The following is a 16598-nucleotide window of genomic DNA, read 5'->3' as shown; positions in this document are numbered from 1 at the left end:
GTTCAGTCGCTCAGCTCGGCCTGCGGTTCTACCGGTATTCCTGGTGCTCGGCACTGCTTTCGACGTGACCTGGCCTTTTAAAAGGTTGCCACGAGAGCAACGAATTCCGAATCCAACGTGGAACAAAACCACAACCGCTCTGTGTTTCATGTTTGATTAAAGCTGCTCAACCGCGGCATTCGACCTAAACTCCCGCCAGATCGCGCAGCGCCAAGGAAACCGCCCAACAACCGTACTCGATCGCGAAGCTCGGTGGGCTAACTCGATTCTTGATACGAAATCTGCTGATCAATCAAAGAACGAACGGGCGCCTCGTCATTGCTGACATTCAGTTGGTGCGAACGGAAACTACTTGCGCGAATAAGCCGCGGCGCCGCGTGACGGCGGAGCCATGAATTCTGGACCAATCGGGTCAACGACGTTCTCTTGCAAGATCCGATCGATCTCAGCTTTGGCAGAGGCGTCGATCGACCAGCCGATTAGCTCGTCGACGGGTTGCAGCTGTTCGGGATGGCGCGCGCCCCAAAGGGCTGTGGTGATTCCCTGGTCGAGCATCCAGCGGACTGCGAGGTGAATGACGCGCTTGCCGAAGCGTTGCTGGGCGAGCCGGTCGAGCTTTTGCACAGCTGCCACATATTGCGCGAATCGAGGCTCGATGAACTTCGGGTCCGAGCGTCTCAGATCGTCGCCACTGAAGACCGTGTCCGGTTTCATCCGTCCGGACAGTAGACCCCGGCACAATGCTCCATATCCCAGTATCGCAATATCGTTTTTGCGACTGTAGGGAAGCAGGTCAGCCTCGATCCCACGTTCGAAAAGGTTGTAGGGCGGCTGCAATACATGAAGGGGCGCAACTCGGCGGAATCTCTCCATCTGAAGCGTCGAAAAATTACTCACTCCGACGGCGCGGATCTTTCCCTGCTTGAACAATTCATGCATTACCTCGGCGGTTTCTTCGATCTCAACCAATGGATCGGGCCAATGAACCTGATAGATGTCAATGTAATCGGTTCGAAGCCTGCGCAAGGAGTCTTCGACCTCTTGCATGATACGGCTGCGGCTGGCGTTGCGCGATACCTTCCCGCCATCCCACTGCAGTCCGGCCTTGGTGGCAATAACCACGTCCGCGCGCAGCCGTCCTTCGGCGATTGCTTTACCCACGATCTCCTCGGAACGGCCGAATCCATAAACCGGCGCCGTGTCGACAAGATTGATTCCATGCTCGAGTGCACTGCGGATAGTGGCGACGGACTCAGCCGTGTCGGTTCCTCCCCACATCCAACCGCCGATGGCCCAGGTTCCTATGGCGACACGCGATACTTTGAGCGCGGTGCCCGGGATTTCCATAAATTCCGTGTTTATTTTGAGAGTTTCTGTTAGAGGAGCCATGACCTAATTCTTTTCCTTTTTGATACGATGGGCTTGTTGCGGACCGCGAGGCCAAACTCACCGGGCAGCCGTCGCAGTCACCGGAAAGAGCCCAGCCTCCTCCGCCGCGAGAAGCCCGAGGGCGGTCCAGTCGAGGTCTCCGTAGCCGCGAGCGATCGCCGTGATCAGCCGATCCCGCACCACGCCTACTGATGGCATCGGGGCGCCCGCCTTCTCCGCCTCCGCGAGCGCCAGGCGCACATCTTTGAGAACAAGCGGCAAGACGAATCCAGGCGCGTAGGCCTGCTGTACAATCTTGTCACCGTAGATTTTGTGCACCCGTCCGCCGAACATCGAACTCGTCATGATGTCGATGAAGTGGCGTGGATCGATCCCCCGCTTTCGCATTACCGCGACGACTTCTCCGAGCATCTCGAGCGCTGTCGCGCTCATCATATTGCCCAGCAGTTTCATCAAGTTTGCTTCTTGCGGATCGGCACCGACAACAAATGTCCTTTGGCCGAGACTGTCAAAGATCGGCTGACAGCGCACAACGTCGGCCGACGCCCCGGCAGCGACGATGAACAACTGCCGCGCCTTGGCAGCCTCGGGGTTGCCAAAGACCGGCGCAGACACGTAGCCCTGTCCGTGCCGCGCATGCTCGGCGGCTGCCAGCGATGCAGCCGCCGTGCTGATGGTGCTCATCGACAGGTGGATTGCGCCCGGCATCAGACCCGCGGCCAGACCTTCGAGGTCATCGTCGCTGCGACCGAACACGACGTCTCGCAGCGCATCATCGTCCGGCAACATACTGATGACGACGTGGCAGTCGAGCAGATCACCGATGTCCATCGTTACCTTGAGGCCGATCGCTTCAAGGTGTCCGACCTGGTCGGCGCGGCGAACATATGCGATGACAGGTAGACCGGCGGCTACAAGGTTGGCGGCCATTGCCATTCCCATATGACCAAGGCCGATGAAGCCTATTTCGGCATTTAAGGCCGCGAGGCCGGATTGCGAGCCACCTCGACGCTTGCTTGACGCGATTTCCGCTGCGTTTCCGAAGGCAACGCTAGAGCTATTTCCGTGTTTGGACATAGGGACTCCAGACCGACCGTAGATGCAGCGCGGGATGCTCACTTTATGATCGACACGTTCGTAAATCTGGGGATGGAGGGAGCTTGCGCTTGTCTCGGCTTGCCGCGCTCTGCGTTTTCTTGCTGGCTTTCTTGAAACGTTAATCCGCCGCTCTCGAGCCCAAATGGATCAGGAAACTCCTACTAATGACGTCCAATTTAATTCTCTGAACGGCAATTTAATGGAACTGAGCATCAACGCACTTAGTCTGTTTGTAGATCGCAAAGACTGCCGCACGCATCTTCAGCTACGAACAGCAGGGCAACAATGAATGCGTTAAACCCGCCGGCGTTTGCCAAAGATCAAAAGGATCTTTCGGGCGATAGACGAGGCCTGATGCGGGCGCCAGGGGAAGGAGGGGTTGGCTTCGGCCCTTCGGGTTTCCGCCTGCCCCATCGTGCGATCGTTGACATTTCGCCACCCGATATTGCTGACCGACGATTGGCAAATTGGGGAGCCATCCAAGCAGATACAGTAAAAGTTACACGGCGCGACGCCGTCGAGTACGGCTTTCGAGCAGAAAGACATTTGTTGATAGCTCACGAACGGGCCGAACGACACAAAGGCGAGACGCTTATCGAGGGCTTGCCAAAATCGACGCAACGCGAGTTCAATTGCAAGCTGAGTTTCGTCCCTGCTGGGCACCGGTTCTACGGTTGGGAAACGCCGCGGGTACTGACGCGCGTTACCTACTTCTATATCGATTTTCGGAATCGTTTGTTCGAGCCAGGATCGGGGATTGCCTGCCCCACCTTCAGCCCGCGACTATTTTTCTTCGATCAAGCGCTTTGGGACACAGCCCTCAAGCTCAAGGCCGAAGTTGGAAACTCCGATCCTTCGAGCCAAATCTATGTGGAGGCACTCAGCATAGTGCTGATGCACGAACTCGCTCGATTGGAACGAACGGCACACGCAGCAATTAGGCCAGTTCGTGGTGGCTTGCCAGTGAGGCAGCAGAAGCGCGTAGCAGAATTCATCGAGGAGCACCTCGCGGAGGAAATTGCATTAAACACGCTCGCAAAACTCGTCGATCTCAGCCTCTATCATTTTGCACGCGCCTTCAGACAATCGTTCGGCGTGCCGCCGCATCGCTATCATATGACCCGTCGGATGGATCGCGCCAGGAGCCTGCTGCAGAGATCCGCGCTCTCAGTGACGCAAATCGGCATTCAAATTGGCTTTCGAGAAACGAGTTCATTTACTCGGGCATACCGCAAGTTCGCCGGCGTTACGCCAAGTGCATTTCGGCGTTCCCGAGAGGACTGAACCGCAAAAGCGCGTCGGACGTCGGTAAGGTTCTCGCCCGGACGAAGTACTCAGAAAAACGGGATGGAGAGCGTGATTAGTGCAAGCGTTTGGCGCGTCATTTGGCTTGCAGGGGTAGTATTCCTGATCTCGCCTCCAACAGAACTCCTGGCAGGAACAACGACGTCATCGATCGGCCGAAATGATGAACCCTTTGGGCTTTCTACCTCAATAGTGAGTACAGGTACGTTGCTCGAGAAGTGGCTCAAGGTCGAACGAGAAGTTGACGATGAGCGACTGTTGCTGAAGACCTGCGAGGATGACCGCGCATCTTGTCGCTCGCGAACGGCACTTCAATTTCTGACGATCGTCGACAGCGCCCGCGCCCTGGATGGTCGTGCCCGACTCGGTGAGATCAACCGCGCAATCAATCTGACAATAAGGCCAATGAGCGATCTAGCACTTTACGGCGAGGAGGATGTCTGGAGTCCACCCCTTGCCACACTCGCCGAAGGCGCTGGCGACTGCGAGGACTACGCGATCGCAAAATTCGTCGCGCTCCAGGAGGCAGGCGTATCAACCGTTGACCTTCGGATCGTAATACTGAGGGACGACACCTGGGAAGAGGATCATGCCGTTGTAGCGGCGCGGCTTGATGGAAATTGGCTGGTGCTCGACAATCGCCATATGGTCATGCCTGAGGACCATCAAGTGAGGAAATATTACCGACCTATATTTCTGATAGATCACAATGGCGTCAGACGTTACTCCGGCTCGCCATCTACTCCTGATGGGCCGCATGAACATGAGCGAGTTGTAGGCCGCCTTTCCAATTAGGCGTTCGGACGCTCGCGTCACTTCATTTGACGCAAGCGGCTCGGTCGCCCATCTGCTTAAGCAGCAGACGTTAGAAAACGAACGTGAAGGTCGTCTCCGAAAGACAGTGCCTAAAGCAACGATCGGCATGTGGCTGTAGCTACCGGCGCTCGCCCCCGCATCGATGACAGTCAAGCCTGCGGCTGTTGAGGTCGCGTGGCCCCTCCCAGGAAGCCTCAACTCGACGCAACGAAGAACCGCCTCGCCGGCCCAACCAGGTCGGCCGCAAGGAATGAAATGCAATTTAATGGCGCCAACCGATCGCAGACCTACATCAACTGCATGCGCATTCGCGCTAATTAGAAGAACGGAGAAAGACAAATGACTATGATGAAGACACTGACTGCTGTGGCAATTCTGGCCACTACAGTTGCTACGCCGGTGTTCGCGAAAGGCAAAACCTACCACAACGAGATGTTCAACGGCGCCTATAACCAGATGTCCGAGCCGTCCTTTGCTGTGCCATCGACACGGGCAGAACGGAATATCGAAAACTTTGGCTTCAGTGGAAGGGACCCGTCCAGAGTGGGCGGCTGGGATCCGAATCTCAATCCCCCGAGCTGATTCAATCCATCGGGACAGTGGGACACAGGATGTGCTCCACCGTCCCGCTGGGGTGATCGCTAGAGATATCATTGCCCTCGGACAAACATCGCCCTTTACGGCACACCGGATGGCGAAGAATTTTACGGTTAGCATCCTCACCGGCGCGGAGCGCCGCCCCAGCGATCGAGCTGTCTTGAAAATACCGAGCAGCACCGCGATGGTGGCCTGAATGCGCCGATACACTGCTTCGAACGATCTCCCTTACCGGCCGACTGCTGGCCGCGCTTTTTCCATCCCGATCGCTGCGGCACTAGCGTAATCGGATCTACCGGCATTCGGACAGAATCTGTGCAGATCCGGTGGAACGCTCGATCACTCCTGACGGCGGGCTTGATTACTTCTGCCGTGATACCAGCACTAGCGGGCTCGCACCAACCCCATCAAAGCTCACCCACCCTTGTCAACGTTGCCGCCATGGCGATCAATGGCGGTTTCAATACACTTGATCAAATCTGGTCCCGCAAAGGGTTTGGCCAGGAAGCCGATGGCCCCTTCCTTCAACGCCCGGGCGCGGACACTCGCGTCAGGGAATGCTGTAATAAAAACGAATGGCGTCTCGTTGCCCTGGGTACGCAGATGCGCCAGCAGATCCAAGCCGCTCATGGCAGGCATCTGCACATCCGCTATGACACACGAAGAGTCCTTCAGGCGATCTGACTGAAGGAAGTCACCCGCCGATGCAAACGTGTAGACTACATATCCACGCGAGCTAAGAAGATTGTTAGTCGCGGCGCGGACGGAGGCATCGTCATCAACGATCGAAATTACCGGGGGCATCTAGAAGAGTGGCCTTCCTGACAAGGTAGAACATAAGGCTTGACTTAGTGCCGCCCAGCCCAAAGGCGAGGCGGCAGCGAGCATAACAACGTAATACTTGAGTTTGTTCACGTAAACGGCATGTTGCGAAACGCCTCGGCCCCTTCGCCAACGCAAAGGCAAGATCTACCTCGCGCCCCCGAGCGCTTGCTCCGCAATCGACCGGACATGCTCCGAAACAATCGGCTCCCTATCGTTGCTGAACAACTTCGATCTCCAGCGTATCCAAGCCCGCTTCGACATGCCAACTTCCGGCTAGCTAGGGCTTCCTCCTGAATCGGACATGGACCTCACGGCACGGAAGCCTGTCCAGAGCGCATTTCCGATGGTGCTATTCGCCGATTCGCTATGGGGCACCATTGACAATGTCTGATTGACGCGGCCGCGGACGGTCAGGGTAATTTGCTTGTATCGCTAGTGGTCGGGACGAAGTCCTGTGTCGCCGAACATAAAACTGGTCACCGGGTAACAAACGACAGACCATCTCTTGCGTGCAACATGCCATAACAGAGCCGCACCTTCCCTGGTTGTCGAAGCAAGCAACCTACGTCGCCATCCCTCCGCCAGGAACGCTGCGTTCGCCATTCAAGCCCTATGGCGCTGACATCGATCAATGCCGGCCTCATTTTGATACGAGCCTAATACGATCGGGAGCGGAGCGCCCGTCGTACAAGGATGATCCGAGTGTGATATTGGTTTGCACGGCACATACTTTGGTTTATGCGCAGTGGGGCGGACGAGCTTGCCTCCAAAATTTGCTTCGCCCGAATGATCTCAGAATTTGGCTAGGGCCTGACATTGGAAATTCCAAGCGCTTCGGCCCTTTTAACCAAATCGGCCAACGACTTCGCCCCCATTTTCTTCATAATATGCCCACGGTGAATTTTTACGGTTATTTCGGCAAGTCCGAGTTTCGCGGCAATTTGTTTGTTCATGAGGCCGGAGGAGACCCCAGCCAGAATTTCCCGCTCCCGGGAGCTCAGAGCTTCAAAACGGGCCTGAAGGTCACCGAGGATTTTGTCGGCCTCGCGCCGCTTCCGGTCACGTTCAATTGCAGCGAGGACGGCGTCGAGCATCTCTTGCTCACGAAACGGCTTGGTCAAAAAATCGACAGCCCCTCCCTTCATGGCCCTCACGGTCATTGGAATATCGCCATGACCGGTCATGAAGATAATTGGAATTTGAATATTCGCCTTCGCCAGTTCGGTTTGAAAGTCCAGGCCGCTCAATCCGGGCAGTCTGACGTCAAGTACCAGACAGCTCGTGACATCTGGAAGCTGACTTTCCAGCATTTCGGACGCCGAACCGAACAGCTCGACTTTTAATCCCACCGATTGAAGAAGATTGCTGAGTGATCTGCGCACCGACACATCGTCTTCGACTACGAATACGATGGGTCCTTCGGTGCTCGCGGGTCCCTTCGATGATTTTGAAACCTCAGTCATTGTGCATCCCCTCGATGCATAGGCAAGGTGATTTGAAACGTCGCGCCAGGTGCCTCATTGCCGAAGGCGGACAGACGCCCACCGTGAGCCTCCACGATTGACCGACTGATTGAGAGTCCCATGCCTAATCCGCTGGACTTGGTGGTGAAGAACGCGCTGAACAGTCGATTGGCGTTCTCGGCGTCGATCCCCACGCCGCTATCCGTCACGCTTAGCACGACCTGATGTATCCCTTCCTGACCCGACCGGACTATCAGTTCGCGTGCCCGGTCCGTGACCATCTGCATTGCCTCCATGCCGTTCATTAGCAAGTTGATTATCACCTGCTGGAGCTGGACGCGATCGCCGAGGATTTTGGGCAGAGCCGGCGCCAATTCGGATCGAAGTGATACCCGGTGGCTGACCAACTCACGCTGCACCAGCGCGGCGGCCTCATTGACAACCTGATTCAAGTCGAGAGGTGCTTTTTCTATGTCATTCTTTGTTGCGAGTGCTCGGATACGCCGAACCACCTCGCTGGCGCGATAGCCATCTTCGATGACCCATTCCACCGAACGCCGCGCGGCGCCGAGATCCGGAATCTCGCGGTCGAGCCATTGCAGAGCCGCTTCCGCGTTGGCCACGACGGCCGCAAGCGGTTGATTTACTTCGTGGGCAATTGAGGCTGTCAATTCCCCGAGCGTGGTGACGCGCACGACGTGCGCGAGCTCCGCTTGCGCCTTGCGCAGCTCTTTCTCCGCATCGTCGGCGCGAATAGTCGCGGTAATATCAGTGCCAGTTCCTCGGTAGCCGAGAAAACTACCGCTGACGTCAAAAAGCGGCTTGCCGCTTGACCGGACAAATACCTGAGATCCGCTCTCGTTTACAGTGCTATAGACAAAATCGCGAAATGGCTGATGTGAGTCGAGCATTTCTCTATGCAGCCGCCATTTTTCCGGTTGCGTTTCGAGATCGGTTGCAAGCTCCCATCGGTTAACCCCCGGGAGATGCGAGGGCACAAGGCCGGCAGCGTTGACGTGTTCCGATATGCGGATAACCCGGTGGTCCGGTCCGCTCTCCCAAAGCCAGTCGGAGGCCGTTTCGGCATAGTCGCGAAAGCGCTGCTCGCTCTCGCGCAGTGCCTCTTCGGTGCGCTTGCGGTCCTCGATATCGGTAGACGATCCGTACCATTTGACGATGTTGCCCGCCTCATCCCGCAACGGCTCAGCCTGGAACCAAAACCAGCGATATTCACCGTCGAAGCGCCGGAGACGGGCTTCAAGCCCACCCGACATACCGGACTCCCGTATGGCGCTCCACCTCACCAACATCCCCTTCTTATCGTCAGGATGAAAGGCGCGAGGCCAACCAAGCTCCGCTTGATCCAGCGAAAGGCCGGTATAGTCAAGGGCTGGTTGATTCAGGAAATCGGGGACGCCATCGGGCCCAGCGCGCCATACCAGCGTCGGGATCGTGTCAATCACCAATCGAAGCCGATCTTCGGATTTCTTTATTTCGTCAAAGGCCCTTTGCAATTTCTCGTTGGCTTCGTATTGCTCGGTGACGTCAACATGCGTACCGACCAACTCGGTAACATCCCCTTCGCGGTTGACGATAGGATGTCCCACGGAATGGACGCGTCTTATCGTTCCGTCTGGAAGAATGATCCGATAATCGACTTCGAAATGCGCCTTCTCCTGAACGGCTCGTTGCGCTGCCTCGAGAACCCAGGGCCTGTCCTCGGCAAAGATACGATCGTGGAGAGGCTGTTTCGATAAACCCTCCGCTCCCTCAACGAAGCCAAACAAGTGATAAACCTCGGGTGATCGATACACAAATTCTCGAAGGCGCACATCCCAAGCCCAACTGCTTGTGTGACTTAAACGCTGGGCTTCGGCCAAATAAGCCTCGCTGCGCCGCAGTTTCCGTTCCGTCTCCTTTGCAAGCGTAACATCCGTCACCGCTCCAACAAACTCGATGTTGCCGGACGCATTCCTGATAGCATGAGCCACGGCATGGACATATTTCACCGAGCCATCCGGCATCAGCAATCGATATTCGTGGTCAAAGTCTTTTCCATCAACGGAAGCGAGGTCAATTGTTCGTTGTACCGAAGCGCGGTCATCCGGATGGGTTCGTTGGACAAGAAATTCCAGGTTCGGTTCCGTCGACCGGTCAAATTGAAAAATTCTGAATACTTCGTCTGACCAGTAGATTTCTCCGCCAGCGGGCTTCCACGCAAAGCTCCCGGTCTGACTCAACCTCTGCGCCTCGGTCAAATACATATCACTAAGGCGAAGCGCGGACTCAGTTCGCTTCAGGTCATCGATCGCCACTCGCAAATCATCACGCGAGCTCCGCAAAGCCTCTGTTGCCTTTCTTTGCGCTGAAACGATGAATGCAACAATGAGCGACGTAATGCAGAACACGATCAACCGCGGCGCCTGCGAAATATCCACAGCGAGCAGATCGTGCTTCCACACAGATGAGATGATCGGCGGAGCCATGCTGTAATAGAAACAGAAAAGGCCGAACGTTATCGCCAACAATGCCGGGCCGAACCCGCCAAACCATGCTGTAAAAATCACGGCACAAAGCAACAATAGTGCAGTAGGCTCCGGGTGCAGCAAAGGCACCGCAATTTCTGTTGCGAATACCGGAACGGCGACCGACAAGACTGCCATCGCATAGTAAGAGATACCGCGCATCCTCGACTTAGATTGGCGCAGATCAGAACTACTTTTGCCGAGCAAAAACTGCGCAGCAGAATACTGGCACTTGAATGTTCTCGTCACGTTTCATTCTCTGAGCGTTTCGGTCTCCTGAAGCCGAATTAGAGCACTTTGGACGAGGATCGGCAATTCGTCCAAGCCAAAACGGCATGGCGATCTAGCCCTTCACAAACCTCCGTATAGTCCGACGATCCCTTTTGATATCTTGCGTTTACCCACGTACAATTGAGCAGAGGTATCGATCCTCTTAGTCTCACTGCAACTCGAAAGAGCGATTGCAGGTGACGACATGTTCTCGATTCCAAAGACATTCGAGCGCTGCGGTGACGAGCCAGATGGGCGAGGCCATGCATTCGCCCCGCCGGCAACAGCGCCTGTGACACGAGGAACGCTTGCTGCGTTGCTTGGCCATCTGATGAACAAATTCCCGCACACGAGTTTCACGCGCAACGCGCGCTCCAAATTCCCTGTTTCCTACGAGCGCAAATTGCGGCCGCGAGCGAAAACAAGCACCAACGACCACCCAACCAAAACCACTAGGAGGGACACATGCGCAACAGTCCTCAACGTCTTTCGAACAGCGCAAGTAAGCGTTGCGCGATCTGCGACGGACGGTTCGGCCTCGTTCGGCATTACTCCTGGCGAACCGCTCTTTGTTCAAAGCGGTGCGCCGATCGATTCAAAACCCGTCGAGAGAGTGATCGCAGGTTTTTACCCCGGATTCAGGCCGCTTAACCGCGACCGCAACTACAATTCCAAAACAACGTCGCCTTTCTGGACCAAGGGGATTGCATATTGCGTAGTGACCCTTTTATGCAAACTCGTCCTCAGAATCTGTTTGTGCTGCGTCTTGGTAATGCCCGCGCGGGCGCAAGATCACGAGGATCACGTTGCGCGGCACCATCCGCCACAGGATATGCCTCTGCACGAGAAATTCTATTCGACGTGGCATATGCCGGATCGTCCGAACGTTAGTTGTTGCAACGACGCGGATTGCTATCCGACGGAGATCCAGTACGCCGACGGCAACATCTACGCCAAGCGCAGGGAGGACGGAAAATATATTCTTATCCCTCCTGAAAAGCTCGAACGGAATAGGGACAATCCCGACGGCCGGAATCACCTCTGCGCCCCACCGCCGAGCGGTCTCAACCCATCGGATACTGTGTTCTGCTTTGCGCTGGGAGGTGCGACATGAAGTTTGTCCTAGTGAATGACAAAACGCCCAGAAAGCAATCTTTTTGCGCGCTGTGTGGTGAGCCGATCGGAGCGGGCTACCTGCGAGAGATCGGGACGCAGCTCTGCTATTGCGATCCAGATTGCTACGCCGATCACTGCAAGAGCGCGATTATGGCTCTCGCGGATTTTGCGAGAGCATCCTTGGTAGCCTTTACGTCCCACCGAATGAATGAACGAACAGAAATTGAGCTGACGGCCAAATAAGCGGGATTTGCCAGGTTTGTCGGATCCGGCGATCGGAGACGAGTACGCGCGGCCGCAAGAAAGGACAACGCAATGAGAAGTTATAGCAGAAACCACGAAGTCCGCGATCGAACCGAACCGGCTTTCGTGGGACAAAAATCCCGAACAGCAGAGGCGAGGCCAACCTATATGCGGAATTCGTCAGCTAGGTCTGCACAGCATCGGGGTCTTGTTGGGCGCACGAAGGCACCCACAACGTTGCGAAACGGAACTGCGGAGCTTATCGCCGATATCGACGGTTTGCCTGTCCTTTTTCGTATCTTCGTCAAGGATTTTCCCACGCAGCTTCAGTCGGGCTTTGGCGTTAAAGAGGCCGACGTTCATACCCTGCTATCGAGCACCCTCGAAAGGGTCATTGATCTGATGCGCGGATCGTGCCCCCAAAAAGACGCCTCTTCGAAACAGCCGTCTGCGATAGTTGAATTGACACCGAGCGCAGAGCTGCCTGCTCCATCGAATGAAACGGTACTTCGCGCAGGACCGCTCGAGCTTGATCTCCTTGATCGAACTGCAAGGCGCGGTGACCGGCAAATCGATCTGCGACCGCGTGAGTTTCAGTTACTCAAGTACATGATGCAACGGAGCGAAAAACTGCTGACACGGGAAAATCTCTTCAAAGAAGTTTGGCACTACAAATTCGTCCCCGAGACTAACCTTGTCGATGTTCATATGGGCCGACTGCGTCGCAAGGTCGACGGGCCAAATGAACCGCAGATGATTCGCAACGTCCGCGGCGCCGGCTTCGTTCTTAGCGCGACTCCGATTTCCGAAGATCCACCTGCTGAGCGACAAACGAAACTGATCACTGGAGAAAAGTCTCCGCGGGCGGAAAGGGTATTGCAATGACGACCGCGTTCACCGGCGGCAACATCTCCGAGCGGATCGACCTGCAGTTTGTCGGCCCGGCAACGTTCGCCCGCCAACCGGCCTGCTCGTACTGGCACAAGCTCGACGGCGCCGATGTCGCCGTTCTTGGCGTACCGATCGACACCGCGTCGAACTACCGTTATGGCACGCGTTTCGGGCCCCGCGCGATCCGTGAAGTCTCGATGTTTCATGGCTTCGGACCGGAGGGCGTGTTCGATTTCGAAGACGAAGTCACCTATCTGACGGCTGCTGAAGTCAAGATCGTCGATGCCGGCGACAGTGGCGTGATCTACGATGACACGAGACGCAGCCTGGCCAACGCCGAGCAGGCCGTGCGCGGCCTGCTCGATGCTAAAATCCTGCCCTACATCCTGGGCGGCGACCACGCGATTAGGATGGCGACCATAGCGGCATTCTCCGGCCAGAAGCCGATCCACGTTGTTCATCTCGGCGCACACTTAGACTTTATCGACGAATGTAACGACATCAGTTGGGGCTACGGCAACCCGATGCGGTGGGCGTCCGAGATGAAGCATGTGAAGGGAATCACCAGGCTAGGACCGCACAACATGGCCACGGTCGGTCGGAAAGATTGGAAAGCTGCGCAAGCCCGCGGCTCGCACGTCGTCTCCTTGCGCAAACTCCGGGCGCTGGGCGTCGCAGCCTCTTTTTCGCATATACCCGACGGGGAGCGCGTTTATGTCTCGATCGACGTTGACAGCTTCGATCCATCGATCGCACCGGGAACAACCATGATCAGTCACGGCGGCTTCAGCTACCGCGAAGGCAAAGACATTCTACGGGAGATCGCCCGGCGGTTTGATGTCGCCGGCGCCGATTTTGTCGGGGTATCGCCGCCCTACGATCCTTCCGGAATCACGTCACTGCTCGCCACGCGAACGAGCCTCGACTTTATCGGATCCATTTTCCACGAACGCGCCAAACGTCGCATCCGACACTAATCACAGAACTACAACGTCACGCCGTCGATAATCCATTCAGCCAGATGACCAACGGAGCAATGTAATGCACGACAAATCCAAACGGCCGCCTCTGTCCCATGCATCCGGTACGCCGGTCACAGACAATTTCAACATCCAGACTGCCGGGCCGCGAGGGCCAGCCTTGTTGCAGGATGTATGGCTCATCGAAAAATTAGCCCATTTCGCCCGTGAAGTGATCCCGGAGCGCCGCATGCACGCAAAGGGGTCCGGCGCCCACGGCACCTTCACCGTCACGCATGACATTACCCGCTACACCAAAGCCAACATCTTTTCACAGATCGGCAAGAAGACGCCGATGTTCGCCCGCTTCTCAACGGTCGCTGGTGAACGCGGAGCCGCTGACGCCGAGCGTGATATCCGCGGCTTCGCCCTGAAATTCTACACGGAAGAAGGCAACTGGGACGTCGTCGGTAACAACACGCCGGTGTTCTTTTTCCGTGACCCGCTGCGGTTTCCCGATCTCAATCACGCCATCAAACGTGACCCTCGAACCGGCATGCGAAGCGCAGACAACAACTGGGATTTCTGGACGCTGCTGCCCGAAGCTCTGCATCAGGTCACGATTGTCATGAGCGAGCGCGGCATTCCCAGAAGTTTTCGTCACATGCACGGTTTCGGCAGCCACACGTACAGCTTCCTCAACGCCGCAGACGAGCGTATCTGGGTCAAGTTTCACTTTCGTACTCAGCAGGGCATTCAGAATCTAACGGATGCCGAAGCCGAAGCACTCGTGGGCCGAGACCGCGAAAGCCATCAGCGGGATCTCTTCGGAAGTATCGAGGCAGGTGATTTCCCCCGCTGGACACTCTTCATCCAGGTGATGACGGATTCCCAGGCGAAGGCCTTCCCGTTCAACCCCTTCGATCTCACAAAGGTTTGGCCAAAAGGGGACTTCCCGCTGATCGAGGTCGGGTATTTTGAACTCAATCGAAATCCGGAAAATGTCTTTGCGGAGGTTGAGCAGGCGGCGTTCTCGCCTGCTAACATCGTGCCGGGCATAAGCTATTCTCCGGACAAAATGCTGCAGGCACGCCTCTTTTCCTACGGAGATGCGCAGCGTTACCGCCTCGGGGTCAATCACCACCACATTCCGGTCAACGCACCGAAATGCCCATTCCACAGTTATCACCGCGACGGCGCAATGCGCACCGACGGCAATCTCGGCGGCACTCCGACCTACTTCCCCAACAGCCGCGGTGAGTGGATTGATCAGCCGGAGCTCAACGAGCCGCCGCTCGAGCTTACTGGTGCTGCCGCGCACTGGGATCATCGGGTGGATGACGATCACTGGCAGCAGCCGGGCGATCTATTCCGGAAAATGAATCCACAACAGAAGCAGACGCTTTTCGACAACACGGCCCGCCAGGTCGGCGGTGCGGCCAAGCAGATTCAGGAACGACATATTGCCAACTGCGCCAAGGCGGACCCGGCTTACGGCAAAGGCGTCGCCGACGCACTCGCACAGCTGACACTCTCCGGGCCGGGCCTGGGCAAGGCCTCGCGTCGCCAAGCTGCGGAATGAAAGGAAAACAGCGAATTGCCGCCCCCGCTATGCGAGGGCGGCATCTCGGATGAGCCAATCATAGCGGATTCCCAGCAATGTTCTATTACTTCGACTATGAAGGAAGTTTTGAATCAGCCGTTGCAACTCTGAAGCGCGAGCGCCGCTACCGCGTCTTCGCTGATCTGGAGCGCAAAGCTGGACAATTCCCCTACGCCGTCTGGAACGGTCCGGGCGGCAGCCGAGATGTCGTTGTCTGGTGCTCGAACGACTATCTTTGTATGGGCCAACATCCCAAGGTCATTGAAGCGATGTGCACCGCCGCTCACAACATGGGTGCAGGCGCAGGCGGGACGCGCAATATCGCCGGTACAAATCGGGCTGTCGTGAAGCTCGAGGCTGAACTTGCGGACCTGCATGGCAAGGAGGCGGCCCTCGTTTTCACTTCCGGCTATGTGTCCAACCACACGGGTATTGCAACGCTCGCCAAACTGCTCCCGGATTGCTTGATCCTGTCCGACGCCAACAACCACAACTCGATGATCGAGGGTGTGCGTGCCTCTGGCTGTACCAGGGAGATCTGGCGCCACAACGACCTTCAGCATCTCGAGGAGCTGCTCTCGCGAGCAGCGCCCGGACGCCCAAAGCTGATCGTCTTTGAGAGCGTCTATTCGATGGACGGCGACATTGCTCCCCTTGAGGCAATCTGTGACCTCGCCGAGCGCTACAGCGCAATGACTTACCTCGACGAGGTACACGCTGTCGGCATGTATGGGCCACGTGGCGCGGGCATGGCCGAGCGGGACGGTGTTATGTCGCGCATTGACGTCATAGAGGGGACGCTTGCCAAGGCCTATGGCACTCTCGGTGGCTACATCGCCGGGACGAGTGCTGTCGTGGACGCCGTCCGATCCCACGCACCCGGGTTTATCTTCACGACGGCCTTGCCGCCCGCGGTGGCGGCGGCTGCGACAGCCGCGATCGCCCATCTCAAGACATCCGGCACGGAACGCGGGGGTCAGCGCACCGCCGTAACCGGGACCAAGGCGGCTCTGCGGAAAGCCGGCCTTCCGGTGATGGCGACGGAAACGCATATCGTGCCGGTCATGGTCGGGGATCCCGATCTTTGTAAGCGAGCGAGCGACTTGCTGCTTGAACGGCACGGGATTTATATCCAGCCGATCAACTATCCAACTGTTCCCAGAGGCACCGAGCGATTGCGGATTACCCCGACTCCCGTACATGACGCTCGGCTGATTGGCCAATTGGCCGACGCCTTCGTCGCCGTATGGCAGGAGCTCGACCTGCCGCTCGGAAACGAAGCCAACCCAACGAGCAGCAGACACAAACCGTCTCGGCTCCCGGCTAGCCCCAACCTTGCCGTCGGTCGAGATGCCGCACGGCGCAAATTATCTAGACGAAACGATCCCCAATTTTTGTGGAGACTAGCATGTTGAGCCTGGCGTTCCGCCGCATGCTCTTCCCTATGCCGGCAATAGTTCTGACAGCATTCAAACTCAACAGCTTGCATCTTCGGTTG

At 56.7% G+C, this 16598-nt stretch carries 13 protein-coding genes; 8 read left to right on the top strand and 5 right to left on the bottom strand.

Annotation, left to right across the window (positions count from 1 at the left end; genetic code table 11):
• Positions 1-348: 348 nt before the first annotated feature.
• Together ABSE61_RS19025 and ABSE61_RS19020 are read right to left on the bottom strand one after the other, a co-directional pair.
• Positions 349-1389: an aldo/keto reductase gene (locus tag ABSE61_RS19025; protein WP_423872673.1), complete on the bottom strand. Its 1041-nt coding sequence runs from the start codon at positions 1387-1389 to the stop codon at positions 349-351.
• A 57-nt stretch (positions 1390-1446) separates the two neighbouring features.
• Positions 1447-2466 carry an NAD(P)-dependent oxidoreductase gene (locus ABSE61_RS19020; protein WP_423872672.1) on the bottom strand — a complete coding sequence of 340 codons (1020 nt, stop codon included), beginning with the start codon at positions 2464-2466 and terminating at the stop codon, positions 1447-1449.
• A 306-nt stretch (positions 2467-2772) separates the two neighbouring features.
• On the opposite strand from ABSE61_RS19020, the gene ABSE61_RS19015 reads away from it, so the two are divergent.
• From ABSE61_RS19015 to ABSE61_RS19005, 3 genes are all read left to right on the top strand, one after another.
• A complete protein-coding gene (locus ABSE61_RS19015; RefSeq protein ID WP_423872671.1) occupies positions 2773-3771 on the top strand; it encodes an AraC family transcriptional regulator in 999 nt (332 codons plus the stop codon).
• A gap of 63 nt (positions 3772-3834) precedes the next feature.
• Complete coding sequence (locus tag ABSE61_RS19010; RefSeq protein ID WP_423872670.1) at positions 3835-4587, top strand: transglutaminase-like cysteine peptidase; 753 nt, start codon at positions 3835-3837, stop codon at positions 4585-4587.
• 360 nt (positions 4588-4947) lie between these two features.
• On the top strand, positions 4948-5190 hold the full coding sequence (locus ABSE61_RS19005) for a hypothetical protein (RefSeq protein ID WP_423872669.1): 243 nt from the start codon (positions 4948-4950) through the stop codon (positions 5188-5190).
• 429 nt (positions 5191-5619) lie between these two features.
• On the opposite strand, the gene ABSE61_RS19000 is transcribed toward ABSE61_RS19005, so the two are convergent.
• The 3 genes from ABSE61_RS19000 to ABSE61_RS18990 all read right to left on the bottom strand — a co-directional run bounded on the left by ABSE61_RS19000 (position 5620) and on the right by ABSE61_RS18990 (position 10267).
• Positions 5620-6009, bottom strand: a complete 390-nt coding sequence (locus tag ABSE61_RS19000; RefSeq protein WP_423872668.1) for a response regulator transcription factor — start codon at positions 6007-6009, stop codon at positions 5620-5622.
• Positions 6010-6833: 824 nt separating this feature from the next.
• A complete protein-coding gene (locus ABSE61_RS18995) occupies positions 6834-7493 on the bottom strand; it encodes a response regulator transcription factor (RefSeq protein ID WP_423872667.1) in 660 nt (219 codons plus the stop codon).
• Positions 7490-10267 (bottom strand): PAS domain-containing protein, encoded by a 2778-nt coding sequence (locus ABSE61_RS18990; RefSeq protein WP_423872666.1) that lies wholly within the window; start codon positions 10265-10267, stop codon positions 7490-7492. Before ABSE61_RS18990 ends, ABSE61_RS18995 begins: the two co-directional genes overlap by 4 nt.
• Before the next feature lie 226 nt (positions 10268-10493).
• Here ABSE61_RS18990 and ABSE61_RS18985 point away from each other — a divergent pair, with 226 nt between their 5' ends.
• From ABSE61_RS18985 to hemA, 5 genes are all read left to right on the top strand, one after another.
• Positions 10494-11402: a hypothetical protein gene (locus ABSE61_RS18985; protein WP_423872665.1), complete on the top strand. Its 909-nt coding sequence runs from the start codon at positions 10494-10496 to the stop codon at positions 11400-11402.
• 482 nt (positions 11403-11884) lie between these two features.
• Positions 11885-12532 carry a winged helix-turn-helix domain-containing protein gene (locus tag ABSE61_RS18980; RefSeq protein ID WP_423872664.1) on the top strand — a complete coding sequence of 216 codons (648 nt, stop codon included), beginning with the start codon at positions 11885-11887 and terminating at the stop codon, positions 12530-12532.
• Positions 12529-13515, top strand: coding sequence for an arginase family protein (locus ABSE61_RS18975; RefSeq protein WP_423872663.1), 987 nt, complete (start codon positions 12529-12531; stop codon positions 13513-13515). Before ABSE61_RS18980 ends, ABSE61_RS18975 begins: the two co-directional genes overlap by 4 nt.
• 64 nt (positions 13516-13579) lie before the next feature.
• The gene (locus tag ABSE61_RS18970) at positions 13580-15079 is read left to right on the top strand and encodes a catalase (RefSeq protein ID WP_423872662.1); all 1500 of its coding nucleotides are present in this window, start codon (positions 13580-13582) and stop codon (positions 15077-15079) included.
• Between the two features lie 77 nt (positions 15080-15156).
• Entirely contained in the window at positions 15157-16515 is a 1359-nt protein-coding gene (gene hemA, locus ABSE61_RS18965; protein ID WP_423872661.1) for a 5-aminolevulinate synthase, read from the top strand.
• The last annotated feature ends 83 nt before the right edge of the window (positions 16516-16598 follow it).

The sequence above is a fragment of the Bradyrhizobium sp. genome (assembly GCF_049519115.1).
In the GTDB taxonomy this organism is placed as follows: domain Bacteria; phylum Pseudomonadota; class Alphaproteobacteria; order Rhizobiales; family Xanthobacteraceae; genus Bradyrhizobium.
The sequence above is the reverse complement of the archived record's forward strand: the minus strand, read 5'-3'. Positions and strand labels throughout refer to the sequence as shown.

Bases quoted from the DNA above. Each gene is read 5' to 3' on its own strand.
- ABSE61_RS19025 (WP_423872673.1), bottom strand. From the start codon at position 1,389: ATGGCTCCTCTAACAGAAACTCTCAAAATAAACACGGAATTTATGGAA.
- ABSE61_RS19020 (WP_423872672.1), bottom strand. From the start codon at position 2,466: ATGTCCAAACACGGAAATAGCTCTAGCGTTGCCTTCGGAAACGCAGCG.
- ABSE61_RS19015 (WP_423872671.1), top strand. From the start codon at position 2,773: ATGAATGCGTTAAACCCGCCGGCGTTTGCCAAAGATCAAAAGGATCTT.
- ABSE61_RS19010 (WP_423872670.1), top strand. From the start codon at position 3,835: ATGGAGAGCGTGATTAGTGCAAGCGTTTGGCGCGTCATTTGGCTTGCA.
- ABSE61_RS19005 (WP_423872669.1), top strand. From the start codon at position 4,948: ATGACTATGATGAAGACACTGACTGCTGTGGCAATTCTGGCCACTACA.
- ABSE61_RS19000 (WP_423872668.1), bottom strand. From the start codon at position 6,009: ATGCCCCCGGTAATTTCGATCGTTGATGACGATGCCTCCGTCCGCGCC.
- ABSE61_RS18995 (WP_423872667.1), bottom strand. From the start codon at position 7,493: ATGACTGAGGTTTCAAAATCATCGAAGGGACCCGCGAGCACCGAAGGA.
- ABSE61_RS18985 (WP_423872665.1), top strand. From the start codon at position 10,494: ATGTTCTCGATTCCAAAGACATTCGAGCGCTGCGGTGACGAGCCAGAT.
- ABSE61_RS18975 (WP_423872663.1), top strand. From the start codon at position 12,529: ATGACGACCGCGTTCACCGGCGGCAACATCTCCGAGCGGATCGACCTG.
- ABSE61_RS18970 (WP_423872662.1), top strand. From the start codon at position 13,580: ATGCACGACAAATCCAAACGGCCGCCTCTGTCCCATGCATCCGGTACG.
- hemA (WP_423872661.1), top strand. From the start codon at position 15,157: ATGTTCTATTACTTCGACTATGAAGGAAGTTTTGAATCAGCCGTTGCA.